This is a genomic window from Bradyrhizobium murdochi (assembly GCF_000472965.1).
Taxonomy (GTDB): Bacteria; Pseudomonadota; Alphaproteobacteria; order Rhizobiales; family Xanthobacteraceae; genus Bradyrhizobium; species Bradyrhizobium murdochi.
Genome location: NZ_AXAU01000013.1, coordinates 69,900 through 93,952 on the forward strand (window position 1 = coordinate 69,900; position 24,053 = coordinate 93,952).

25 protein-coding genes and 1 tRNA gene are annotated in these 24,053 nt (G+C 63.6%); 8 read left to right on the forward strand and 18 right to left on the reverse strand.

Annotation, left to right across the window (positions count from 1 at the left end):
• Positions 1 to 460: 460 nt before the first annotated feature.
• Positions 461 to 997 (forward strand): DUF4112 domain-containing protein, encoded by a 537-nt coding sequence (locus YUO_RS0123300; protein ID WP_028349449.1) that lies wholly within the window; start codon positions 461 to 463, stop codon positions 995 to 997.
• A 56-nt stretch (positions 998 to 1,053) separates the two neighbouring features.
• Here YUO_RS0123300 and YUO_RS0123305 read toward each other — a convergent pair whose 3' ends face one another.
• The 4 genes from YUO_RS0123305 to msrA form a co-directional block, all read right to left on the reverse strand.
• Positions 1,054 to 1,335 (reverse strand): hypothetical protein, encoded by a 282-nt coding sequence (locus tag YUO_RS0123305; RefSeq protein WP_028349450.1) that lies wholly within the window; start codon positions 1,333 to 1,335, stop codon positions 1,054 to 1,056.
• Between the two features lie 225 nt (positions 1,336 to 1,560).
• Positions 1,561 to 1,725: a DUF3309 family protein gene (locus YUO_RS44920; protein WP_083754678.1), complete on the reverse strand. Its 165-nt coding sequence runs from the start codon at positions 1,723 to 1,725 to the stop codon at positions 1,561 to 1,563.
• A 10-nt stretch (positions 1,726 to 1,735) separates the two neighbouring features.
• Complete coding sequence (gene msrB, locus YUO_RS0123315; RefSeq protein WP_028349451.1) at positions 1,736 to 2,146, reverse strand: peptide-methionine (R)-S-oxide reductase MsrB; 411 nt, start codon at positions 2,144 to 2,146, stop codon at positions 1,736 to 1,738.
• Between the two features lie 109 nt (positions 2,147 to 2,255).
• Complete coding sequence (gene msrA, locus YUO_RS0123320; RefSeq protein ID WP_035727408.1) at positions 2,256 to 2,975, reverse strand: peptide-methionine (S)-S-oxide reductase MsrA; 720 nt, start codon at positions 2,973 to 2,975, stop codon at positions 2,256 to 2,258.
• A gap of 261 nt (positions 2,976 to 3,236) precedes the next feature.
• Between msrA and YUO_RS0123325 the strand changes: the two genes are divergently transcribed.
• The gene (locus YUO_RS0123325) at positions 3,237 to 4,928 is read left to right on the forward strand and encodes a caspase family protein (protein WP_028349453.1); all 1,692 of its coding nucleotides are present in this window, start codon (positions 3,237 to 3,239) and stop codon (positions 4,926 to 4,928) included.
• Positions 4,929 to 5,053: 125 nt separating this feature from the next.
• Here the strand turns inward: YUO_RS0123325 and YUO_RS0123335 are convergent, their stop codons facing one another.
• Positions 5,054 to 6,169: an ATP-dependent DNA helicase gene (locus YUO_RS0123335; RefSeq protein WP_028349454.1), complete on the reverse strand. Its 1,116-nt coding sequence runs from the start codon at positions 6,167 to 6,169 to the stop codon at positions 5,054 to 5,056.
• 197 nt (positions 6,170 to 6,366) lie between these two features.
• On the opposite strand from YUO_RS0123335, the gene YUO_RS0123340 reads away from it, so the two are divergent.
• Complete coding sequence (locus YUO_RS0123340; protein ID WP_028349455.1) at positions 6,367 to 7,575, forward strand: LLM class flavin-dependent oxidoreductase; 1,209 nt, start codon at positions 6,367 to 6,369, stop codon at positions 7,573 to 7,575.
• Positions 7,576 to 7,640: 65 nt separating this feature from the next.
• A complete protein-coding gene (locus YUO_RS47250; protein ID WP_028349456.1) occupies positions 7,641 to 7,796 on the forward strand; it encodes a hypothetical protein in 156 nt (51 codons plus the stop codon).
• Between the two features lie 113 nt (positions 7,797 to 7,909).
• Here the strand turns inward: YUO_RS47250 and flbD are convergent, their stop codons facing one another.
• The 8 genes from flbD to YUO_RS0123390 form a co-directional block, all read right to left on the reverse strand.
• Complete coding sequence (gene flbD / locus YUO_RS0123355; RefSeq protein ID WP_028349457.1) at positions 7,910 to 9,289, reverse strand: sigma-54-dependent transcriptional regulator FlbD; 1,380 nt, start codon at positions 9,287 to 9,289, stop codon at positions 7,910 to 7,912.
• Between the two features lie 51 nt (positions 9,290 to 9,340).
• On the reverse strand, positions 9,341 to 9,691 hold the full coding sequence (fliN, locus tag YUO_RS0123360; RefSeq protein ID WP_028349458.1) for a flagellar motor switch protein FliN: 351 nt from the start codon (positions 9,689 to 9,691) through the stop codon (positions 9,341 to 9,343).
• Between the two features lie 19 nt (positions 9,692 to 9,710).
• The gene (locus tag YUO_RS0123365) at positions 9,711 to 10,337 is read right to left on the reverse strand and encodes a FliH/SctL family protein (protein ID WP_028349459.1); all 627 of its coding nucleotides are present in this window, start codon (positions 10,335 to 10,337) and stop codon (positions 9,711 to 9,713) included.
• Positions 10,337 to 11,422 (reverse strand): flagellar motor switch protein FliG, encoded by a 1,086-nt coding sequence (gene fliG / locus YUO_RS0123370; protein ID WP_028349460.1) that lies wholly within the window; start codon positions 11,420 to 11,422, stop codon positions 10,337 to 10,339. The genes YUO_RS0123365 and fliG overlap by 1 nt, the downstream gene beginning before the upstream one ends.
• A gap of 1 nt (position 11,423) precedes the next feature.
• Positions 11,424 to 13,049 (reverse strand): flagellar basal-body MS-ring/collar protein FliF, encoded by a 1,626-nt coding sequence (gene fliF, locus YUO_RS0123375; RefSeq protein ID WP_028349461.1) that lies wholly within the window; start codon positions 13,047 to 13,049, stop codon positions 11,424 to 11,426.
• 170 nt (positions 13,050 to 13,219) lie between these two features.
• Positions 13,220 to 13,495, reverse strand: coding sequence for a CtrA inhibitor SciP (sciP, locus tag YUO_RS0123380; RefSeq protein ID WP_002714638.1), 276 nt, complete (start codon positions 13,493 to 13,495; stop codon positions 13,220 to 13,222).
• 206 nt (positions 13,496 to 13,701) lie between these two features.
• On the reverse strand, positions 13,702 to 14,397 hold the full coding sequence (locus tag YUO_RS0123385; protein ID WP_028349462.1) for a flagellar hook assembly protein FlgD: 696 nt from the start codon (positions 14,395 to 14,397) through the stop codon (positions 13,702 to 13,704).
• A 10-nt stretch (positions 14,398 to 14,407) separates the two neighbouring features.
• Positions 14,408 to 16,102, reverse strand: a complete 1,695-nt coding sequence (locus YUO_RS0123390; RefSeq protein ID WP_028349463.1) for a flagellar hook-length control protein FliK — start codon at positions 16,100 to 16,102, stop codon at positions 14,408 to 14,410.
• 346 nt (positions 16,103 to 16,448) lie between these two features.
• Here YUO_RS0123390 and mnmA point away from each other — a divergent pair, with 346 nt between their 5' ends.
• The 4 genes from mnmA to YUO_RS0123410 all read left to right on the forward strand — a co-directional run bounded on the left by mnmA (position 16,449) and on the right by YUO_RS0123410 (position 18,981).
• On the forward strand, positions 16,449 to 17,648 hold the full coding sequence (gene mnmA / locus YUO_RS0123395; protein WP_083754686.1) for a tRNA 2-thiouridine(34) synthase MnmA: 1,200 nt from the start codon (positions 16,449 to 16,451) through the stop codon (positions 17,646 to 17,648).
• Positions 17,649 to 17,670: 22 nt separating this feature from the next.
• Positions 17,671 to 18,309 (forward strand): class I SAM-dependent methyltransferase, encoded by a 639-nt coding sequence (locus YUO_RS0123400; RefSeq protein WP_028349465.1) that lies wholly within the window; start codon positions 17,671 to 17,673, stop codon positions 18,307 to 18,309.
• 92 nt (positions 18,310 to 18,401) lie between these two features.
• Complete coding sequence (locus YUO_RS0123405) at positions 18,402 to 18,788, forward strand: hypothetical protein (protein WP_028349466.1); 387 nt, start codon at positions 18,402 to 18,404, stop codon at positions 18,786 to 18,788.
• Positions 18,789 to 18,904: 116 nt separating this feature from the next.
• Positions 18,905 to 18,981, forward strand: a tRNA-Met gene (locus YUO_RS0123410).
• A 162-nt stretch (positions 18,982 to 19,143) separates the two neighbouring features.
• Here the strand turns inward: YUO_RS0123410 and YUO_RS0123415 are convergent.
• Genes YUO_RS0123415 through YUO_RS0123435 form a run of 5 tightly spaced genes read right to left on the reverse strand, consistent with a single transcriptional unit; the run spans position 19,144 to position 23,648 of the window.
• The gene (locus YUO_RS0123415; RefSeq protein ID WP_028349467.1) at positions 19,144 to 19,791 is read right to left on the reverse strand and encodes an ABC transporter ATP-binding protein; all 648 of its coding nucleotides are present in this window, start codon (positions 19,789 to 19,791) and stop codon (positions 19,144 to 19,146) included.
• Positions 19,778 to 20,509, reverse strand: a complete 732-nt coding sequence (locus YUO_RS0123420) for an ABC transporter ATP-binding protein (protein ID WP_028349468.1) — start codon at positions 20,507 to 20,509, stop codon at positions 19,778 to 19,780. The genes YUO_RS0123415 and YUO_RS0123420 overlap by 14 nt, the downstream gene beginning before the upstream one ends.
• Positions 20,506 to 21,435: a branched-chain amino acid ABC transporter permease gene (locus tag YUO_RS0123425; RefSeq protein WP_028349469.1), complete on the reverse strand. Its 930-nt coding sequence runs from the start codon at positions 21,433 to 21,435 to the stop codon at positions 20,506 to 20,508. The genes YUO_RS0123420 and YUO_RS0123425 overlap by 4 nt, the downstream gene beginning before the upstream one ends.
• Positions 21,432 to 22,328 carry a branched-chain amino acid ABC transporter permease gene (locus tag YUO_RS0123430; RefSeq protein ID WP_028349470.1) on the reverse strand — a complete coding sequence of 299 codons (897 nt, stop codon included), beginning with the start codon at positions 22,326 to 22,328 and terminating at the stop codon, positions 21,432 to 21,434. The genes YUO_RS0123425 and YUO_RS0123430 overlap by 4 nt, the downstream gene beginning before the upstream one ends.
• 45 nt (positions 22,329 to 22,373) lie before the next feature.
• Complete coding sequence (locus YUO_RS0123435; protein WP_156908731.1) at positions 22,374 to 23,648, reverse strand: ABC transporter substrate-binding protein; 1,275 nt, start codon at positions 23,646 to 23,648, stop codon at positions 22,374 to 22,376.
• Positions 23,649 to 24,053: the final 405 nt, after the last annotated feature.

The following is a 24,053-nucleotide window of genomic DNA, read 5'->3' on the forward strand; positions in this document are numbered from 1 at the left end:
TCACTTCGTGCTGTTGATTTGTCCGAAGGCATCTCAATGGCGGGTCGGCCCGCTGCGCGCATCCCACCTGCTTCGCGCGCAACCGCATATTAGAATCATGCGTCGTTCGGGGATGTCAGGAAAAGCCCGGCATGAGCAAAGGCGCGCATGCGCGTTGCTCGCTTGCCCAGGACGACGAACTGATTTGCCGCGCGCAAAAGTGCAATTTCGTGCAGCGGCCTGCGACACGATCGCGAGATTGGCTCCTTATATTCAGTCGTCATCGCCCGGCCTTGACCGGGCGATCCAGTATTCCAGAGACGTCAATGATAGAACCGATAAGCCGCAGCGTACTGAATCCCCCGCCGGAGCCTGTTATCGGGCGCGCATTCGCGCGACGTTGGCGGGGATGACAGCGTTGGATCCGACCAAGCAGCGACCGCATGACGCAACTTGCGCCTCGCATTCGCGTTACCATCTGATGGCCATGTCAGACGACGATATCTTTACGCCGCCCCGTTCGCGTTCCGGACCATCGTCCCGGACGCGCGCGCCCGGACGTGGGCCGGTCATCGACCAGGAGGGGCGCGAACTCCCCGAGCCGAACCTGCATACGCGGTTTGAGGGAATGCGGTTCGATTTTGGTCATTCCGCCGCCAATCCGTTCGGCGAGTTGACGCGCGAGCAGCGGATCGCGCGGCTCGATGCCATCGCCAAATTGCTGGATGTCGCCTTCATCGTGCCCGGTACCAATTTCCGCTACGGCATCGACGGGCTGATCGGCCTGATCCCGGTGGTCGGCGACATCATCACGACGGCGATCTCGCTGTGGGTGGTGCGCGAGGCGCGCGCGCTTGGCGCCCCCTGGCACATCACGGCGCGGATGCTGGCTAACGTTGCGGTTGACGGCGCGGTTGGCCTGGTGCCGGTCGCGGGCGACGCCTTCGACGTCATGTTCCGCGCCAACGTCCGCAATGTGCGCATGCTCAAGCGCTGGCTCGATAAGCAGCCGCGCTAAAGAAAAACGCCCCCGAAATGATTCCCGGGGGCGCGCTGTTTGAAAAAGTGGAAGCTTTAGGCGGCGTCGGCCTTGTCGTCGGTGGCGGCCGGGCGCGGACGACGCGGCAGCGGGAACGCGTCGCTTTCATAGAGCGAGCGGATGCCGCTCTGGTCAAAGCGGGCTTCCTCGACCTGGAGATAGGCGCCATTCAGCGAGTCCGCAGGCAGCTCCTCGATCGCGAAGCGAACCGCTTCCGCCGCGGTGCCAAAACGCCGATAGGCAAACCCAGCCCGCTTCTTCTTGCGGATCGCGGCGGGAAACAGTTCGGCGGCGGTGTTGTAGCTGAATGGACGCATGGACGGTGACCTCAATCTTTTTCGGCTCTCTTCGTGTGAGCAATGGGGATTGGATGACGGTGGGCCACAGTGGCGGGCCGCGCCGTGCACGTCATTTCAGCGCCCAATATAAGCTTCTTTGACAAAAATGCGACCCCTGAAGACCGACTTCGGGGGTGATGATGAATCCACGCATGGCTGCGGGAGGCGCAAATTAAATCAAGTTATTTCAATGGGTTCCATGGCTTACAGCTTGCCGAGCAGGACCAGGATCAGAAGCACGATTAAAATCACGCCACCGAGCCCCATCGTGGAATGGCCCCTGCCATAGCCATAGCCGCCGAAACGGCCGGAAAAGCCGCCCAGCAGGAAAATAATCAGAACGATGATGAGTATCGTTCCAAGCGACATTGCTCGGGGCTTATTTCGGCTGCAGCTTCAAGGCCGCCGAATTGATGCAGTAACGCAGGCCGGTCGGGCCGGGGCCGTCGTTGAAGACGTGGCCGAGATGGCCATTGCATTTCGAGCACAACACCTCGGTGCGGATCATGCCGTGGCTGAAATCGCGCTCCTCATCGATATGGCTGTCAACCGCAGGCTTCGTAAAGCTCGGCCAGCCGCATCCGGAATCGAACTTGGCATCGGATTCGAACAGCGTCTGGCCGCAGCCGGCGCAGGTATAGGTGCCCTTGCGGTGCTCGTGCTCATACTCGCCCGAGAACGGCCGCTCGGTCGCCTTCTCGCGCAGCACTGCGTACTGCATCGGCGTCAATTCCTTGCGCCATTCGGCCTCGCTCTTGACGACCTTGCCGGATGTCTTGGTCTCGGACATGGAATCTCCTCAGGTTAGGTCGTCATTGCGAGCGAAGCGAAGCAATCCATATCTCGGCACTGGGATGGATGGATTGCTTCGTCGCTTCGCTCCTCGCAATGACGAGGCGTCAATTGGTAGCCTTCGCATTGCGCACCAGCGTCGGCTTCTCGATGTAGTTCTCCGCAAAGATCTTCTTCAGATTCTCGATCTTCGGAATGTCGTTGAAGACAATATAGGGCTGGTTCGGGTGCAGCGTCAGGTAGTCCTGGTGATAGTCTTCCGCCGGGTAGAACGCCTGCAGCGGGCCGACCTTGGTCACGATCGGCTTCTTGTACACCTTGGCGGCGGTGAGTTGGGCAATATAGGCCTCCGCCACCTTCTTCTGCTCGTCATTGATGGTGAAGATCGCCGAGCGATATTGCGTGCCGATGTCCGGGCCCTGGCGGTTCAACTGGGTCGGATCGTGCACGACCGAGAAGAAGATCTGCAGGATCTTGCCGTAGCTGATCTTCTTCGGATCGTATTTGATCTCGACCGCCTCGGCGTGTCCCGTCGTGCCGGTGCCGATCATGGTGTAGTTCGCGGTCATCTTGCTGCCGCCGGAATAGCCGCTCACCGCGTTGAGCACGCCGGCGGTGTGCTGGTACACGCCCTGCACGCCCCAGAAGCAGCCGCCGGCGATCACGGCGGTCTGGATACCGTCGGCAGCCTGAACGTCGACGGCAGGGGCCGGAATGACGACAGCCTCTTCCGAGGCGCGCGAAGGCGCGGCAGCGAAGGCCGCGACGGCCAGCGCGCCGATGGCGGCAGCGGCGAACGACAGGCGGCTGAAATGGCGAGGGGACATGGTTTCCTCTTTCGGCGTTGGTTGGGGCAGTCTAGAGCGGGACCGGCGTTTCGCAATCGGCTCAATTCTCGCCGATGCCCATGATACGGCGCTGGCTGCGGATTGTTACGGGGTGCGCCACACGAGTTCGTGAATAGGGCCATCTGCCCCAACTATTTGGAGAGGTGATCTCGATCACTTGACCAGTGCGGGCCTGCCTTTCCACAATGAATCGGTGGTCGCGCGCCGTGACCAAAATCCATGCGCCGGAGCGTTCCGCTGATGTTGCGGCACTTGTTGCTGGGTCTCGTCCTGCTTGTCGCCACCGGTCCCGCGCGGGCCGCGGGCGATGTCGAAACCTGCCGAAATAACTCGGCGGAACCGGCTGCCCGGCTCGCAGCCTGCGAAAGCGTGATTGCCGACGAGAAGATCACGGGGACCTCCAGGGCAGCCGCCTTCTGGTATCGCGGCGATTCACTGGTGAAGAAGCGCGATTACGATGGCGCAATCGCGGCGTTCACCGCCTCTCTCGAGATCGCGCCGCAGAATATCAACATCATCAACGCGCGCGGCATTGCCTACAGCTACAAGGGCGACGACGAGCGTGCGCTCGCCGACTACGATCTTTGCCTGCAGTTGCGCTCGAGCTTCGGTAGTGCCTACAACAACCGCGGCGTCATCTTCATGCGCCGGGGCGAGCTGCAGCGGGCGCTCGATGAGTTCAACCTGGCGGTCAAACATATCTTCAATGACCAGAGCCGCTATCTGCACCACTACAACCGGGGCCGCCTGCACGGATTGATGAAGCTGTACGACGCCTCGCTCGCAGACTATGCCGAGGCGCAAAAGGTCAATCCCGACGGTCCGCACGTTCCGGCCTACCGATGCGTTACCTACACCAGCATGGGCAGGTTCGATGACGCGCTCGCCGACTGCAACGCAGCGCTGGCCAAGTCGCCGAACAACGTTTACGCGCTGACCAGCCGTGCCAATGCCTATCTCGGCAAGGGCAATCTCGACGCCGCGCTCAGCGACTACAACCAGGTGCTCAAGATCAATCCGAACTACGTCCGCGCCTATGTCGGCCGTGGACAGCTTTTCGAGAAACGCCGCAACCTCGCCGCCGCCCGCGCCGACTATCGCTCGGCGGCTAACGCGGTCGCGGCAAGACGCGAGGACATCGATACCACGCTTGCGCGTGGGATCGCCAAGGAGCGGCTGGAAGCCTTGCTGGGCACCGCCGCGCCGTCGACGCCACAACCGGCGGGGCCGCGCAAGGTCGCGCTGATCGTCGGTAACGGCGCCTACAAGAATGCCGCCCCGCTGGATAATCCGCCGCGCGATGCCAAACTGATCGCATCGACCTTTCGCGAGCTCGGCTTTGCCACGGTGACGCTGGCGCCCGATCTCACCCGGGATAAATTCTTCGCCGCCCTGCACGAGTTCGGCCTGGAGGCCGAAAAGGCGGATTGGGCTGTCGTCTACTATGCCGGTCACGGCATGGAGATCGGCGGCGTGAATTACCTGATCCCGGTCGATGCCAGGCTGAAGGCCGATAGTGACGCGGAGACGCAGGCGGTCGCGCTCGAGCAGGTGATCGCCGCGGTCGCCGGCGCGCGAAAGCTGCGGCTGGTGATGCTCGATGCCTGCCGCGACAATCCCTTCGAAAAGACCATGCAGCGAACGATTTCGCTAAAGCTGGTCAACCGCGGCTTCTCCAACATCGAGCCGGAAGCCGGCTTCATGGTGGTCTACGCCGCCAAGCATGGCGAGACCGCGCTTGACGGCGATTCCCTCAACAGCCCGTTCGCCACGGTGCTCGCGCGCGTCATCAAGGAGCCGAAGATCGAGGTGCGCAAGCTATTCGACATCGTACGCGATGACGTCTGGAAGGTGACCAACCGCACGCAGCAGCCGTTCACCTATGGCTCATTGCCGGGGCGCGAGGATTTCTACTTCGTGGCGGGGCGATAATTCGACCCTCATGATGAAGAGGCGCGTCAGCGCCGTCTCGAACCATGTGGCCCAAGTGCTGCCGCGGCCATCCTTCGAGACGCGCGCGGTGCGCGCTCCTCAGGATGAGGTCTGAATGCGTTGCTCTACACCACCACGCTCAGCCGCTTCGCCGCGCGCGTAATCCCCGTGTACAGCCATCTGGCCCGGCTGTCCTGAAATGCAAAACTCTCGTCGAACAGCACCACGTCGTCCCATTGCGAGCCCTGCGACTTGTGCACGGTGAGCACGTAGCCATAGTCGAACTCGTCATAGGGCTTGCGCTGCTCCCACGGGATCGCCTCGATGCCGCCCTGGAAGCAATCGTGGCGCACCGAGACCTTGGTGACCTTGTGGCCGAACTCTTCGTCAGGCGACAGCCGCATGCTCAATACCTGCGATTTCGATCGCGGCTGGGTGCGCGACTTCACGCGCCACAGCCCGCCATTGAACAGGCCCTTCTTGCGGTTGTTGCGCAGGCACACCAGCTTGTCGCCGGCGACCGGCAGGGGATCCTCGATGCTCTGCTTCTGCCGTATCCGCATATTGTAGGCGCGGCGGGTGTTGTTGCGGCCGACCAGCACTTGGTCGGCGCTCATGACGCGGTCGGGATCGAGCTCGCCGCGCGGCACCACTTCACTCTCGCCGTGGCGGCCGATTTCGAGCTCGCGGCCCTCGCGAATGTCCATCGACATCCGCACGATCGGGTCGTCCTGCGCCTGCCGGTGCACCTCCGTCAGCATCGCGTCGGGCTCGCAATTGGTGAAGAAGCCGCCGCCCTGGATCGGCGGCAACTGCGCGGGGTCGCCGAGCACGAGCAGCGGACAGTCGAACGACATCAGGTCGCGGCCGAGTTCGGCGTCGACCATCGAACATTCGTCGATTACGATCAGTTTCGCCTTCGAAGCCGGCGCGTCGTCCCACAACTCAAAGCTCGGCTGCTCGACGCCGGATTCCTTGGCGCGATAGATCAGCGAGTGGATGGTGGAGGCGTTGTCACAACCCTTGTTGCGCATCACCAGCGCCGCCTTGCCGGTGAAGGCGGCATATTTCACCTCGCCGTCTACGCCCTCGGCGATGTGCCGCGCCAACGTGGTCTTGCCGGTGCCGGCATAGCCGAACAGGCGGAACACCGGCGGCGTGCCGTTGCGGCCCGGCTTGGCCTTTAGCCATTCGGCGACGGCCTTCAGCGCGGAATCCTGATGCGGCGTAAAAATGGTCATGGTGTCCAGATGGAGAGAAGAGCGGGCGGAAGGCCGCGACTCAACGGACTGTAAAGCTAACCATTCGCGCGTTCCATGCAAGACAACTTCCGTGACGCGGAATTGTCCCTTCGCGACCAAGGCTAGACTTGCGATTTGCGGAGCATACACTGCCCGAAAACGACAAACGGTCTTGAACAACAGTCTTGGGAGGCGTCATGAAATTCGGCATCTTCTACGAGCTGCAATTGCCGCGTCCCTGGGAAGAGGGCGACGAGCTACGGCTCTACCAAAATGCGCTGACGCAACTCGAGACCGCCGACCGGCTCGGCTATGATTATGCCTGGGTGGTCGAGCATCATTTCCTGGAAGAATATTCGCACTCCCCCGCGCCGGAATCCTTTCTCGCCGCCGCCAGCCAGCGCACCAAAAATATCCGGCTTGGCCACGGCATTTTCCAGCTCACGACCAACCATCCCGCGCGCGTCGCCGAACGTGTCGCGGTGCTTGATTTGCTCAGCAACGGCCGCTGCGAATTCGGCATGGGCGAGAGTGCCTCCATCACCGAACTGACGCCGTTCGGCCGCGACATGGAGACCAAGCGCGTGGTGTTCGAGGAGGCGGTTCAGGCGATCTTACCGATGTTCACGAAGGTCGGCACCGAGCATCACGGCAAGTATTTCGACATCCCCCTGCGCAATGTGGTTCCTAAGCCCGTTCAGAAGCCGCATCCGCCGCTGTGGATGGCGTGCTCGCAATTGCCGACCATCGAACGCGCCGGCCAGAACGGCTTCGGCGCGCTCGGCTTCCAGTTCGTCAGCGCGGAAGCGGCGCATGCCTGGGTGCATGCCTATTACAATGCGATCACCAAGCGGCTGAAGAAACTTGCGGACTACGAGATCAACCCGAACATGGCGCTGGTGTCGTTCTTCATGTGCGCCAGGACCGATGAGGAGGCTCGAGCGCGCGCCGACGGCGCCACCTTCTTCCAGTTCGCGCTGCGATATTACGGCGCCTCGCAGAACCGCCAGCGTCCCGACCCCGGCACCGTCAACATGTGGGATGAGTACAACAAATGGAAGCGTGAAAATCCCGAGGCGCAGGAGGCGGCCTTGCGCGGCGGCCTGATCGGGTCGCCGGAAACCATCCGCAAAAAGCTAAGACGTTTCCGCTCATCCCACATCGACCAGGTGATCCTGCTCAATCAGGCGGGCAAGAATACCCATGAGCAGATCTGCGATTCGCTGGAACTGTTCGCCAAAGAGGTGATGCCTGAGTTCCAGAACGATCCCGAACACGACGCCTGGAAGCAGGGCGTGATAAGCGGGGCGATCCAGCTCGAAGAGATCGACACCGAGGCCTTTACGGATCGCTACGGCAAGCTCGCAATCAATGTCGCGCCGGCGCAGAAAGTGGCGGCGGGATAGAGGCTGGGCCGGCACCGCGCGCTATGTTAGCCTCGGCCGATGACGCAACGCGGTACGGCTATCTGATGAAGCGATTGGCTACTTGGGTTTTCTACGGCATCGGCGCGCTCGCGATCGCCTATCTCGCGCTGTATGCCTATGCTGCTTTCACCGGGCGCGACCTGCAGCCCGGCGATCCCATTCACATTTTCCGTAAGCCCGATGCGCCGAGTTATTCGTAGATGCCGTCATTCCGGGGCGATGCGCAGCATCGAACCCGGAATCTCGAGATTCCGGGTCTGGTCCTTCGGACCATCCCGGAATGACGGAGACGCGATCATCGTCGCTTTGCGCTTTACCCCGCCACGACAAACCGCTGACTGTCGCCGGAGCCCGCCGGCGTAATCGGTATCCCGCCGTCGGCATATTCGTTCAGCTTGTTGCGCAGCGTGCGGATCGATATGCCGAGGATGTTGGCGGCATGGGTGCGATTGCCGAGGCAGTGCTTCAGCGTCTCCAGGATCAGATCGCGCTCCACGTCCGCGACGGTGCGGCCGACGAGAGCACGGGTCACCTGTTCGGCGGCAAAGGTGGCGTGGGCCACGGCAGGCGCGGTCTTGGCGAGGTCGAGGCGGTCGCCATCGGGGGTCAGGATGGCCTCAGGCCCAATCTCGTCCCCCTGCGCCATCAGCACCGAACGGTGGATGGTGTTTTCCAGCTCGCGAACGTTGCCCTGCCAGCGGTTTGATGTCAGCACCCGCCGCGCATCGGCGGAAATGGGACGCAGCGGCACGCCGTTGGCGTCGGCGTATTTCTTGGCAAAGTGCTGCGCCAGCTCGAGGATATCGGCCGGACGGTCACGCAGCGGCGGGATCTTCAGGTTGACGACGTTGAGGCGGAACAGCAGATCCTCGCGGAAGGTGCCTTCGCGCACAGCGTCTGCGAGGTTGCGGTTCGAGGTCGCGATGATGCGGATGTCGACCGGCACCGGCTTGGTGCCGCCGACGCGGTCGATGACGCGTTCCTGGATCGCGCGCAACAGTTTGGATTGCAGCCGCACGTCCATTTCCGAGATTTCGTCGAGCAGCAGCGTACCGCCAGTGGCTTCCTCGAACTTGCCGATGCGGCGGGCGACCGCGCCGGTGAAGGCGCCCTTCTCGTGGCCGAACAGTTCGGATTCCAGCAGGTGTTCGGGAATTGCCGCGCAATTGATCGAGATGAACGGCCGCTTGGCGCGGGTCGAGCGGGTATGGACATAACGCGCCAGCACTTCCTTGCCGGTTCCGGATTCGCCAGTGATCATCACGGAGGCGTCGGAGCCCGCGATCTGCTGCGCCAGCTTGATCACCTTGCCCATGGCTTCATCGCGATAGACCAGATCACGCGAATCATTGGCGACGGCGGCGAGCACGGCGGCGATCAGTTCCGGATCCGGCGGCAGCGGGATGTATTCCTTGGCGCCGGCGTGGATCGCGGCGACCGCGGCGCGGGCATCGTTGGAGATGCCGCAGGCCACGATCGGCACGTGAATATGTTCGGCTTCGAGCCGCATCACGAGGTCGCGGATATCGAGGGCGACGTCGACCAGCAGCAGGTCGGCGCCCTTGCCGCCGCGCAGCACGGCCATCGCCTGTTCGGTCGCCTCGGCATGGGTCACCGAAGCCCCGTTTTCCATCGCGATCTTGGTGGCGGTCGTGAGCTGGCCCTTCAATGTGCCAACGATGAGAAGCCGCATGTCTGTCTCCTGTCCGTCTGTTCGCGCCTCACGCGCGTATCGCCAAAATTGTTAGTTGCGTTCCGCCTTGATGATTTCCGTCATGGTCACGCCGAGCTTGTCTTCGACCAGCACGACTTCGCCACGCGCCACTAGGCGGTTGTTGACGTAGATGTCGATGGCTTCGCCGACGCGGCGGTCGAGTTCGAGCACGGTGCCGGGTCCGAGCTTCAACAGCTCCCCGACGTCCATCTTGGAGCGGCCGAGCACGGCCGAGACCTGCACGGGCACGTCGAATACGGCCTCGAGGTCGGCGGCGATGCGCGAGGCATTTTCGTCTTCGTTGTAGGCGAGATCGTCGACCGGCGGCGCATCCGCGGCGTTGAGATCGGGTAGCGGTACCTGTGCGTCGGTGTCACTCATGGTTCAATCCTCATGGCCTTCACATTGCGGCCTGATCGCGGGACGCCAGATAGCGCCCGACGAGTTCGCTGATCTTCGCTTCGATGGCCGCGCGCTCCAGCACGACGCCGCCGTCGGCCCATTCGATCCGGCAGTCGCCGGTGGCGATGCCGGGCTCGGCCAGGATCACCAGCCGGCCCTCGAAGCCGCTTTGGGCCGCCTGACGTTCGATCTTCTCACGGGCGGCCTCGTAGAGCTGGTCGTTGATGCGGACGACGAGATGCGGGGTGGCGACCAGATGCGAGAAGCAGTCGCTGACCAGCGCCATGACCTCGCCGAGCGGTTCGCGGGCGATCAGCTCGCTACACAGCTTGCGCGCCACGGCGACCGCGACATCGACGGCCTCGGTTTCCATCCTGGCCTCGATGCCGGAGAAACGCGTGGCGATGCCCTTGATGGCGATGCCGATCTCTTCCAGCGCCAGCGCCGAGCGGCGGTCGCTCTCGACTTTGGCCTCGTGCTGGGCCGCTTCATAGCCGGCGCGGTAGGCACGTGCCTCGGCCTCCGCGACCTTCTGCGCGATCTCGGCGGCCGTGGCGGCACGCTCGCGCGTCCTGTCGGGCGCTGCGAAGTCGGTGTCGAACAGGAATTTTGCGGGTGCAGCCATCAGTACACCAATTCGTCGTCGGCGCGGTTCTTGGTCAGGGTGATTTCACCCCTGGCGGCCATATCCTTGGCGAGGTTAACGAGCAGCGCCTGCGCCTCGTCGACATCTCGCAGCCGCACCGGTCCCATCGCGGCCATGTCGTCCAGCAGCATCTTGCCGGCGCGCGAGGACATGTTGCCGAGGAAGAAGGCGCGCACCTCTTCATTGGCGCTCTTGAGCGCGATGCCGAGCTTGTCCTTGTCGACGTTGCGCATCAGCGTCTGGGCCGAGGCGGAATCGAGCTTGATCAGGTCGTCGAAGGTGAACATCAGCGCCTTGATGCGCTCGGCGGATTCGCGGTTCTCCTCTTCCAGCGAGGTGATGAAGCGGGTCTCGGTCTGGCGGTCGAAATTGTTGAAGATTTCGGCCATCACCTCGTGGGCGTCGCGGCGGCGGGTTTGCGACAGGTTGGACATGAATTCGGTGCGCAGCGTCTGCTCGACGCGCTCAATGACTTCTTTCTGCACCGCTTCCATCTTCAGCATGCGGCCGACCACATCGAGGGCGAGATCCTCGGGCAGGATCGCCAGCACGCGGGCGGCATGCTCCGGCTTCAGCTTCGACAGCACCACCGCGATGGTCTGCGGGTATTCGTTCTTGAGATAGTTGGCGAGCACCTCTTCCTGCACGTTGGAGAGCTTCTCCCACATGTTGCGGCCGGCGGGGCCGCGAATTTCATCCATGATGCCGCTGACGCGCTCGGAGGGCAGATATTGCTGCAATAGCCGTTCGGTGGCGTCGAAGGTGCCCATCAGAGCGCCGGAGGCCGACATCCGCGAGACGAATTCGAGCAGCAGGTCTTCCACGACATCGGCCTCGACGGTACCGAGCGTCGACATGTGGATCGAAAGTTCGCGCACCTCGTCATCGTCCAGCAGCGACCACACCTTGCCGCCATATTGCTCGCCCAGCGCCAGCATCAGGATGGCGGCGCGCTTCGGGCCGCTCAACGGCTTGCCCTTGGGCCGGTTGCTCTGACGGCTCGCCAGCGCCGAGATGACGGTGGTGATGTCGTTGGCGTTTGAGGTTTGCGGTACAGCGGCCATGTTAGCTCTCGGCGGGTTCGCTCAGCCATTGGCGAACAATGGAGGCGGTCTCGTTCGGATTACGTTCGGCCAGTTCGCCGACCCTGTGCACGGCCTGGGCGTGGACCTGGCCCTGAACCTGCGCGACGTCGATCAACTGGGCGGTGCCGCTGGTGCCGGCGATCAGGGCCTGATTGGGCCCGAGTTCTCCGTTTGGACCGCTGCCCTCGATCAATGCGGGCGTCGGTTGGGACAGCGCGGGAACGACTTCGGCGGCCAGGATGCGCTTGACCAGCGGGCGGATCACCAGGAACAGCACCACGAGGCCGAGCAGCATCATGACGCCGAGCTCGATGACGTACATGACGTCGTCCTTGGTGAACTGCAGCATGCCGAGAAGCCCGCCCGGCTCGACGACCGGTGGCACGGAGGGCGCTTCGGCAAAGCGGAGATTGACGACCTCGACCTGATCGCCCCGCTTCTGGTCGAAGCCGATCGCCGAGCGCACCAGCGTGGCGATGCGGTCGAGCTGCTCCTTGCTGCGGTCCTGATAGACCATTTCGCCTTTTTCGTTCTTGGTGTAGGCGCCGTCGACCAGCACCGCGACCGAGATCCGGTTGACCCGTCCGGCCTCGGTGACCTCGGTCTTGGTGGTGCGGGAGATCTCGTAGTTGTTGGTCTCCTCGCTCTTCTTGCTCTGGTCGCGGGCCGCCGGCGTGGTGTTGGCTTGATTGCCGGGCAGTTCGTTGTTGACCGTTACCTGGCCGTTGTTCTCGGCAGTGAGGGAAGATTCCTCGCGGGTCTGGGTGGAGCGCAGTACGCGGCCCTCGGGATCGAACTTGTCGGAAGTCTGGGTGACCTTGTTGTAGTCGAAGTCGGCGGTGAGCTGGACGCGGGCGCGACCCTGGCCCACCACCGAGGAGACGATTGCCTCGACTTCGTTGCGCATGCGCTTCTCGAAGGCGGTGCGGCGCTCGTCGCCGACGGCGATCTCGGGGTCCTTGCTGGCGCCGTCGGCCAGCAACCGGCCGGCTTCGTCGACGATCGACACCCGCTGCGGCTTCAGTCCGTTGACGGCGGAGGCGACGACGTGGCGGATGGCGCGGATCTGCTGGGGTTCGAGGCTGCCGCGCACCCGCACCACGATCGAAGCCGACGGTTCGGGCGCCTCGCGGGCGAACAACGGCCGTTCCGGCAGCACCAGGTGGACGCGGGCGGCCTGGATGCGGTCGATGGCGCGGATGGTGCGGGCAAGTTCGCCCTCCAGCGCGCGCAGATGGTTGATGTTCTGGACGAAGCTCGTGGTGCCCAGCGCATCGGACTTGTCGAAAATTTCGTAGCCGACGCCACCGCCCTTGGGCAGGTTGCTTTCGGCCAGCTTCATCCGCAGCCGCGTGACCTTGTCCTTCGGGACCATGATGACCGCGCCTTCGTTGCGCAGCTCGAAGGGAATCGCCTGGCGTTCAAGATCCTTGATGATGCTGGAGGAATCTTCGAAGGAGAGGTCGGTGAACAGGGTGGTCATCTGCGGCGTGGTGACACGCATGATGACGAAGGCGAAGAAGCCGATTAGCGCCGTCGTCACTGCAACCATGGCCATCAGCCGCGCTGCGCCCAGGCCTTTCAGGAAAGCAACGAGACTTTGCACCAACCGCCCCCAAGGATTCGGCCCGAGGGACCGACTGGGCAATTATTGCCTAGGGGATGGTTTCCATATGGTTAACAACCCTTAAAGCCGCCGCGAATAGTTCCAGCATGAAAAAAACCGGCTTCGCAAAACGAAGCCGGTTTTCATCAAATCTTTCGGTCCGGGAGAGTTTACTGCCGATATTGCTGGATCCGGGTGGTCCGCAGGCCTGCCAGGCCATGCTGGTCGATGGAAAACTGCCAGGACAGGAATTCGTCGACGGTCAGCGTATAGCGGCTGCAGGCTTCCTCAAGGGAGAGCAGGCCACCACGAACCGCGGCGACAACTTCGGCTTTGCGGCGGATCACCCACCGTTTGGTGCCTGGCGCGGGCAGGTCAGCAATTGTTAACGGACTGCCGTCAGGCCCGATGACGTATTTCACCCTCGGGCGATGGGGTTCTGTCATGGCGTACTCACAAACTCTCAACCACTGAACTCACCATAGTAACCTACGCCCCTCGGCTTAAAATTTGCCTAAGCCTACGGCTTCAATGCGAATCTCCTTGAAAATGACCGAAAATGGCTCCGGCCCGGTTCCCTGTGACGCTTTTGCGTACAATCAGGGATTGCCGGGCCGGGAGTAGCGGATCAACCGAGGCGAGTGGGCTGGGCTTAGCTGGAGGAGCTCGGACGGACCACGCGCTTGATTTTGTCGGTCGTGTAGCTCTGGCCGCCGATCGACAGCAGCGGCGGAGAGGCGCTGAGATCGACTGAATCGACGATGCCCTGGACTTCGGTGGAGATTGCGACGTTGTTGCCCGAGCTGTCCTTGCCGGTCGCGGTTAACGTGTAGGTGCCCTTCGGCCACTGCACGCCGTCATTGCCCTTGCCGTCCCAGACGAAACTGGAGCCGCCCTTCTTCAGCGTATAGTTGCCGGTATAGGCCGTCTGTCCCGCCGAATTGGTGATCGTGATCGTCGCGCTGGTGTCTTTCTCGGAATTGAAATTCCACGTTGCCGATTTGTCGAACTGCGCCTTGCTGCCATCGACGGCGACCGTGTTGCCGACATAGACCAGCGCCTGCGTCGCCTGGGCGCTCTTCTCGATTTCCACCAGCGCCTTCAACTGCTCGTTCGATTTGAGCTGCTGCTCGATGCCGGCGAACTGCACGAGCTGCTGGGTGAACTGGTTGGTGTCGAGCGGATCGAGCGGGTTCTGGTGCTGCAACTGTGTGGTCAGCAGCGTCAGGAAGGTCTGGAAATTATCCGCAATTCCCGTCGTCCTCTCCGACGCGGTGTTGTTGCTCGTCGCGCTGCCGGTTCCCGGCGCCGAGACGACCGTTGTCGGCATGGTTGCATCGACTGCCATGGCGATCTCCTTAAACCCTGATATCGACGCCGCCGCTCGAACCGAGCATGCGACCGTAGCTGCGGCCGGCGACCACGGCCGGAACGTTGTCTTCTTCGCTCACCACCAGACGGTGGGCGTTGGAATTGGATTGGTTGCCGTCGTTCTGGCCCTGCGAAGACTGGTCGCGCAGGCTGAACTGCAGGCCACCATTGCCGGTGGAGAGGCCGGCGTTGTCGAGTGCGCGCTGCAACTGGTTGGCGTCCTGACGCAGCATCGACAGCGTTTCCGGCCGTTCGACAGTCAGATGCGACGTCACCTGGCCGTGGCGATCGACATCGATGCGGACGTCGATGCGGCCGAGTTCAGCGGGATCGAGCCGGATTTCGAAGCGGGTCTTGCCACTCTTGGCGGAAGCGGCGATTTCCATCGCAAGCCCGCTGACCGGCACCGCCGCGCTTGTTGCTGCCGTGGCGGTAAGTTGGGTAGCGGCAGCCGCCGTCGTGATGGAAGCGGCGGGTTGCTGCGTCTGGATCGTGCCGGCGGCCTGCAGGCCGTTGCCGGACGTGTTGACCGGCGTCTGGCCGACGACATCTGGGGCGGCAAAATGCGTGTTGGCGTTGGCGGCCGACGGCGCGATGGAATTGCTCGAGGCATCGGCCTTCACGGTCTCGGCGATGCCATTCTCGGACTTAAGCTTGCCTGTGGCTTCGGTTGGCGGCGTGACGGCGGGCACGATGGTGTCAGCGGCAGGCGCTGCGGGTGCAGCAGCGGCGGTGGTGCCAGCCGTGTTCTCTGGCGCGACCGCCGTCGTCGCGCTTTTCCTGGCCAGATCTGGGCTCTTGAGCGGCACGGCCGATTTGGTGGCGGCGGGTGTCGCTGCAACCACGGAAGCGGCCTGCGCGATGCCGGTTGTGACCGACGGATCGGCGGATGTGGCCTTGGCGCTCACGGCCTGACCGATGCCCTGCGCGTTGGTCTTGGTACCGTCCCCTTGCCCAGCGTTCGCGTTCGCGGTCGTGGTAGAGGTCGCTTCGGCGCTTTCACCGGCGGGACTGGTTGGCGCGGTCTCGGCGGCGAGCGAAGCGGAGGCCGCGATCGCAGCCGCCGCGATGGCAAGCGGCGCGGTCGCCTTATCGGTCGCGGGTGCGGCGGAGGCCGTCGTCGCCGGCGCTGCGGTCGCAGGGATGGCGGCGGCAATCGCGTCGGCCGTTACCACGGCCGTTCCATCCTGCGCCAGTTCGGTCTGATCGGTCGAGGCGTCTCCGGAAGAAGCCTGCGTCGCTTCGTCGGACGTAGCCTTCTCGGACTTCGGTGCGTCGGACGCCGATTTGGCGCGGCCGGTCTTTGCGGACTTGGTCTCGGCATCGGCGTTGGTGTCGACCTTGCCGTCGTCGCGTGTCTTGTCGTCCCGTGCCTTGTCGTCGCGCATCTTGGCCGCGGCGTCGCGATTATTCGAATCGGTGCGCGCGGCCTTGTCGGCCTTGTCGGATGCGGCGGCGCCGTCGCGCGAACGGTTGTCGGAAGCTGATTGCGCGTCGTCGGAGCGGCGCGGGGAGGGTGCTGTGTCCTGCGCGCGGTCGTTGTGCCTTGCGGCCGTGTTGCTGTCGACCAGCGCCGCGAAGCTGTCGTTTCCGGCGGGCGGGTCGGAATCCGGCCGGGCGGACCTCGCCGCCGCGCTCTGGAAAGATGCATTTGCCGATACGTCTGACGTGACACTAACCACGATAACCCTCGCGCTGAGCTCTCGGCTACCATTCAGCAAGGACCGGGCCAGCCGCTGCTGCAAAAAATATCTTGTTATTTCAAATACTTAGAAAGATGGCGCTCGGAATACTGAGCGTGATCACGGCCGCCCTTTCTGCCCGGCGGCAAGATTTGCCGCCCTGGGCAAGCTCCAAAATGGGGATCGGCTGATTGCTTCACGGGAATACGGCCTATATTAAGGAGCGGCGTCCGATCCGGCCCGGTATGGCCGAATTGCGCCTTAAGGCCTTATGCATAAAGGCTTTTTAAATCCCTGGCCGCGAACCGCCATGGCGCGTTCGCGATTGAAGTCGATGACCCCTGGCATGCGAAACAGTTTGGATCTCGAAGGCCGTCCTCAGGACACACGGATCGTGGTCGCCATGTCCGGCGGCGTCGATTCGTCGGTGACGGCTGCCTTGCTGAAGTCCGAAGGCTATGACGTGGTCGGGATCACGCTGCAGCTTTACGACCACGGCGCTGCCACCCATCGCAAGGGGGCCTGCTGCGCGGGACGGGACATCCACGACGCCCGCAACGTGGCGGAGCGGATCGGCATTCCGCATTACGTGCTCGACTACGAAAGCCGCTTCCGCGAATCCGTGATCGACAATTTCGCCGACAGCTACGCGCTCGGCGAAACGCCGGTGCCGTGCATCGAGTGCAACCGCTCGATCAAGTTTCGCGATCTCTTGGCGACCGCGCGTGAACTCGGCGCGCAGGCGCTCGCGACCGGACATTATGTCGCCTCGCGCCGGCTTGCCGACGGATCGCGCGCAATGGTCTGCGCGGCGGATTCCGATCGCGACCAGAGCTATTTCCTGTTCGCGACCACGCGCGAGCAGCTCGAGTACTTACGCTTTCCGCTCGGCGACATGACCAAGCCGCAGACGCGCGAACTGGCGCGGCGCTTCGGCCTCGAAGTCGCCGAAAAGCAGGACAGCCAGGACATCTGCTTCGTGCCGACCGGGCGCTACACCGACGTCATCGGCCGCCTCAAGCCCGGCGCGATCGAGCCCGGCGACATCGTCGATCTCGAGGGCCGTACAATCGGCCGCCATCAAGGGATCGTTCATTTCACCGTCGGCCAGCGCAAGGGCCTGGGCATTGCAGCCGGCGCGCCGCTCTATGTCGTCAAGCTCGATGCCAGCAGCCGCCGCGTCGTGGTGGGGCCGCGCGAGGCGTTGCGGATGGATCGCATCCTGCTGCGCGACGTCAACTGGATCGGCGACGGCGCGCTCGACCGCGTCATCGGCGACGGCATCGAGATGTTCGTGCGCGTGCGCTCGACGCGCGCGCCGCAGCCGGCCTGGCTGCGCGCGGCCGATGGCGGTTATGAGGTCGAACTCGTTGCTGGCGAGGAGGGCGTCTCGCCCGGCCAGGCCTGTGTATTCTACGATGCGCCTGCGGGACAGGCGCGCGTGCTCGGCGGCGGATTCATCAGGAGCGCGACCGCACGCCATCCGGTGACGAGGGGAGGGGCGCAGGAAAAGGCCGCGCCGCTCGCCGAGGTGATGCGCACTTAAGAAAAAAATCGGGGCAGAGGGAATGGCTGGGGACATCGACCGCGAGGGGGTCGAAAAAGCTTATGGGCGCTGGGCGCCGATCTACGATCTGGTTTTCGGCAAGGTGTTCGACGAGGGCCGCCGATCGACCATTGCGGAGGCCGACAAGATCGGCGGACGTGTTCTCGACGTCGGCGTCGGTACCGGGCTGTCGCTGTCTGAATATTCGCGCAACACGAAATTGTGCGGCGTCGACATTTCCGAGCCAATGCTGCGGCGGGCGCTCAAGCGCGTGCGCGAGTTCGGCCTCACCAATGTCGAAGCGCTTGCGGTGATGGACGCCAAGAACCTGGCGTTTCCGGATTCGTTCTTCGATGCGGTGGTGGCGCAATATGTCATCACGGCGGTGCCGGATCCGGAACGCACGCTGGATGATTTCATCCGCGTGCTGAAGCCCGGCGGCGAACTCATCCTGGTCAATCACATCGGCGCCGAAGCCGGTCCGCGCCGCGCGTTCGAACTGGCGTTCGCGCCACTGGCGCGGCGGCTGGGCTGGCGGCCGGAATTTCCGTGGGAACGCCTGACCAACTGGGCCGCCAAACATGGCGGCGTCACCTTGACCGAGCGGCGGCCGATGCCGCCGATGGGACATTTTTCGCTGATCCGTTTTCGGAAATCGTGAAGCGCATAGCGTTTTCGCTCAAGAAAACGCGTCAAACAAAAAAGCGGCGAAGTAACTGCGGAACCTCCGCGCGCGCGGACCGTTTTTCCAACATGGCAATGCATCGGGCACTTCTTCTCTCATGTGTGTTGATGGCGGCTACGAGTATGGCGGGCGCTCAGGCCCCGCCCAGCCCGGCGACGCCGCCCGCCCAGACCGCACCGCCATCGCCCGACCGCGCCGCCAACGTCAATTGCGCCCCGATGCAGCCGGCGCCGAATTCCGGCGCGACGGTTCCGGAGGGGAAGGGGCGGGAAGGAACGACCACCGGTCAGCGGACCGAGCCGCTCGGCGACAAGCTCGCCCGCTCGGAGGGCGTATTGTGTCCGCCACCGGGCGTCGATCCCGAAATCCATGCGCCCACGCCGGAAGATGGCAAGACGCCGGTGATTCCGCCGCCCGGCAGTCCCGGCGGCGACCCGTCAATCCGGCCGAAATAGCACAATTTTGCAGATGCTTGCCCGGACGGCTCGCTTTGCTTGACAGGTCGTCGAGGCGCTCCTTATATGCCGCGCGTTCGCGACCGCGGCATTGCCTGCCGCCACCGCGATGCCGTGGCGGGGTAGCTCAGCTGGTTAGAGCACGGGAATCATAATCCTGGGGTCGGGGGTTCGAGTCCCTCCCCCGCTACCATTCGTACGATTTTCTACGATTGCCTGCGATCCTGTTCGCGAGATGGTAGCACATCGTCGCGATAGCCAATCGTTTTATCCGTTGTGCAATTCCTCCACTGAGAGCTCCGCCATCGCAGCGCCGACACACTGCCGAGCCATGCGCGTTTCCTGCCAAGTATGTTCAGCTCCTCACGCTAACCGATCCCCGGTCGATTGCGAACACGCGATCGAGGAGGCCGTGGGCGTGCGTCATGCTCGATTCAGAGAGAACGACCGACAACCCCGACTTGCGCAGCCCTGAGATCACCTCGGCCAGGCGCCGTGCCAGCACCGGCGCCACGCCCTCGAACGGCTCGTCGAGCAGGAGAAGCTTGCTCCCGACCATCAACGCCCGGCCCAGTGCCACCAGCTTCTGCTGGCCGCCCGAGAGCTGCAATGCCTTCCGGGCGCGCAGCGCCGTCAGCTCGGGGATGGCCTCGTAGATGTGCGCGAGCCTCGCCGCAGGGGCTTGTGCGTCGGCGGCCCATGCCGGCAGCAGAATGTTTTCCTCCGCCGTGAGACCCGGCACGAGCCGGCGGTCCTCCGGCATGTAGCCGATCCCGAACTCCGCGCGGCGGTGTGTCGGCAGGCCGGACAGCTCCCTGCTCTCGAAGTCGAGCTTTCCCGATGCCGGCGGCAGCAGTCCCATAATGGTGCGCAACAGGGTAGTCTTGCCCGCTCCATTGCGGCCGATCAGGCCCACGAACTCGCCGATGCCGACGTCGAGGTCGACAGCGCGCAGGATCGCTACCGCACCGATGGAAACAGACACTCCCTCAAGCCGCAGCATGGGGTACCTCGTCGCCTATCACGTAGCGGCGAACGCTGTCCGCGCGCAGCACGGTGTCGGGTGTGCCATCCGCGATGATGCCGCCGTCGTAGAACGCCACCACGCGCCCCGCGAAGCGGCCGACGATGTCCATGTCGTGCTCGACGAAAATCACGGTCACGCCCGCCTCGCGTGCCGCGCCCATCACGACGTCCATAATGGCGAACTTCTCATCAGCGGAGACGCCGCTCGTGGGCTCGTCGAGAAGGAGCAGCTTGGAGCGGCTGGACAGTGCCATCGCGACGTCGAGAAGCTTGCGGATCCCCTCCGGCAGCAACCCGGCCTGCTGGTGCGCGTAGGGCTTAAGCGCGAACCGCGCGAGCGCCGCATCAGTCGCCGCCTGCGGATCGTTTGCTCCGGCGATGCTCTCAGCGATTAGCAGGTTGTCGCGCACATTGAGCGTCTGGAACAACTGCGGAACCTGGAACGAGCGCGAGACCCCGAGCTTGGTGATCTGGCGCGGGCTCAAGCCGACGATGTTGCGTCGGTCGAACACGACGCGTCCGCTGTCGGGCTTGAGATAGCCCGTCACCATGTTTAGGAAGGTCGTCTTGCCGGCCCCGTTGGCGCCGATCAAGCTGACAACGGTATCGGCGTCGAACGCAAGGCTGATGTTGGCGGCGGCCGTGACGGCTCCGAAACTCTTCTTCAGTCCTTCCGCGGTCAGGACGGCATTCATGCGGATCTCCGCCACCGCTCGGCGAGCGACCACAGGCCGGCCGGCTGGAACATAATGATGGCAAGCATGGCGAGCCCAAGCGACATCTGCCACACATTGGGAGCGTATTGGCTCGCGATCGTACGCAGCGTCTCGAAGATGGCCGCCGCCACGAACGGGGCCATGATGCTCTGCGTCCCGCCGAGGATGGCGATGAACACGAATTCACCGGAGGTGGTCCAATAGGTTGTCTCGGGATCGACATGACCGACGGCCAATGCTGCCAGCGCGCCGCCCAATCCTGCCAGCGTGCCCGCGATCAGGTAGTTGAAGTACACGACCCGGTAGGGTGATGCGCCGAGATAGGAGACGCGCAGCTCGTTGTCGCGCACAGCAGAGGCTAGTCGCCCCCAGTGTCCGTCGAGCAGCCGGTGCACCATAAGTGCGGCAACGACCGCGCAGGCAGACCCGGCGATCAGGAACACGCGCCGCTCCATTCCGGAAGCGAAAGCAATGCCGAAGAATGTCCGCGCATGCAGGTTGAACCCATCCGTGCTTCCCAGAGCGGCACTCTTCACCAGAAGGCCGTACAGGATCATCGAGAGCGCGAGCGACAGCATGGCGAAGAAGATGTCGCGATAGCGGGCGAGCAGCAAGCCGAGCAGAGCGGCGAGCAGCCCGCCGGCCGCAGCCGCAGCGAGCAGCATCACGGCCGCGTCGGCAATATGCCATTGGTGCGAGAGCAGGGCCGCCGCATAGGCGCCGATGCCGAAGTATAGCCCCTGTCCGAAAGACACCAGGCCGGTACGCATCAGGACGACAAGTCCCAGCACCACGACGCCTTTGGCGAGCGCGAGCATGGCCATGAACACGAGCCATTGCGGCGCCAGGAGGGCGAGCGCGATCAGGAGAGCGAACGCAACAGCAGCGGCGGCAAGAGCCTTCATATCTTGCGCGCCTCCTGTACCGCGAACAGTCCCTTCGGGCGCGCAATCAGCACGATCGCCATCACGGCATAGATCGAGAACAGCTCGGCCTCCGGCCAGTAGCGAACCGTCGCCGAGCGTACGAGGCCGACAAGCAGTGCGCCGAGTGCCGCTCCGCCTAGACTGCCGAGCCCGCCGATCACGACGACGGCGAAAGCGAGCACGATGACTTCAACCCCGATGCCCGGCGTGACGGCCACCGTGGGTGCTGTCAACGCGCCGCCGAGTGCCGCCAGCGTCGCGCCGACAGTGAAGGTCGCGAGATAGAAGCGGCTCACGTTGATGCCCATCGCCATGCTCATCTCGCGGTCATGGATGACGGCGAGCAGGAGCTTGCCCTGCCGCGTGCGATAGAGCGCCCACACAAGCGCAAGCCCCGTCACAAGCGCCATACCGATCAGCAGCAGGTTGTAGACGGGGTAGGCGAGGCCGCCGAGCGAAAAGTTGCCCGGCAGGGCGTACGGCTCGGGCAGCAGCAGCGAGTCGACGCCCCACACCAGCTTGATCACGTCCTCCATGATGAGGAAGACCGCATAGGTGACCAGCACCAGGACCACCTCATCCTTGCCGTACATCCACTGCAGGAGCCCGCGCTCAAGCAGCGGGCCTACGAGGCCGCCGACGACAATGGCGGCAAGCAGCAGCATGCCGAAGCTGCCGGCCGCCGGCAGTCCGCCGTTAAGCCACGCGCCGGCGAACGAGCACGCTGCGTAGGCGCCGAGTGCATAGAGGCTGCCGTGCGCAACGTTGAGGATGCGCATGACGCCATAGATCAGCGTCAGCCCGGCCGACATCAGGAACAGCCAGGACCCATATGCGATGCCATCGAAAACTACGGGCAGGATATTGCTCATCGGGGACGCCGCGGCGGCGGCTCGAACAAGCGGCCGCCTTCGAGGTTATTTCTTGAGACCGGTCTTGATCCAGGCTTCGCTCTTCACACCATCCGGCGGGTTCACCTTCTCAGCGGGATAGCGGACGACATCGACCATCTTGAGCTGACCACCCTCGACCTTGGTGGTGCCAACCGCGGCATCCATGACCGCCTGGTGTCCCTTGCCAAGTGACATCTTCACCGTTCCGCCGGGACCCTCGAAGGTGAGGTTCTCGAGCGCGGCGATGATCTTGTCCTGATCGGGAGCCGCGCTGCCGGCGCCCTTCGCCTTCTCGTAGGCGGCCTTCACGCCCAGAATTGCCTGCGCTATCTTGAAGGAGGCATAGTTCGGCGGCACTTGGTACCGGTCCTGGTAGTTCGTCTTCAGCCAGCGCGCGAGTTCAGTATCGGGCGCGAATGGTCCGAAGGGGCCGCGAGCCCCCAGGATGGTTCCGTCGGGAATACGCGTGCTGAGCCTGTTGATCGCCGGTTCGCCCGCCGAAAGAATCACCTTGTGCTTTTCGAACAGGCCGCGCGGTGCGCCTTGCAGCACAAGACCCTCGAGATCGCCGCCCCACATGCTGGAATGGATCACCTCTGCGCCACTACCGAGCAACGTGGTGATCTCGGCGCCGAACTGGCCCGCAAAGAGCTTTGGCATCTGTGAGGTCTTCACCTCGATACCGGGCTTCAGGGTCTTCATGGCATTCTCGAAGTCCGCCCATGAGTCCTGGCCCCAGGCATAGTTCTGGTTGATGCCCGCAATCGACTTTACGTTGGGATTTCGTTCCACCAGGTAGAGCGCGACAGACACGTTATCCATCGTGCCCGTGGGGCCGGTGCGGAACACATATTTGTAGCTTGCGTCTTCGAAGATGCGCGGCGTACCGCAGTCGAACAAGATCGTGAGCTTCTTCAGCTCCTCGGCCACCGGCGCGATCGCCAGGCAATCGCCGCTCGAGATATAGCCGATGACAATATCGACCCTCGGCGCAAGGTTACGAAATTCGGCCACCTGCTTCTGCGGACCGCCGGCCTCGTCGATGATGACGAGCTCGATCGGGGTGCCGCCGAAGCCCTTCTGCGTATACGGCGCGGGCACGGTGCCGGCGTTGACCATCTCGGCGGTGAGCTCGGCCGCGTTGCGGGCCGGGACGCCAAACGGGCCGGCCGCCGGGCCGGAGAGCAGCGTCACAATGCCGACCTTGATCGGCTGCTGCGCCAGAGATGCAGGGACAGTGAGCAGCATGACGAAGGCGGCGACGGCCGCGCGCAGGGTGAAGCTCGGTGACATTCGCATCTGTTTCCTCCTCCACGTCGTCGGTGGTCGCCTGAATCTGCGGACCCTTCCGGCCTCTTTTGATCCGCTATAGTAACCCGCCGATTTGCAGTATGTACAATAATCTTGAGGGGGCGGGCTTCGCCTCGCCTGGGTCGATCTCGCCGCGTTCGTCGGGGCTGCTGGCTTGGTTTTCGCTCCAGTCCGTTACTGCCGTGCGACGAACTGCGACAGGGTCTCAGATAGGCGCGAAATGCGCCAACCCCACAATATCTGCTCTTTGTCGGTTGCGGTTAGCTCTCAGGGCAGCACCCTTCGCCACGGTACGCATTTGCGCGCTCGGCCGCGAGAGATTGCGCCTGAGTTGGCAGCGCGTCGTTGGCGATCTTCAGACTCGAGGAAGCGCCAGATACAACTTGGGCAGCC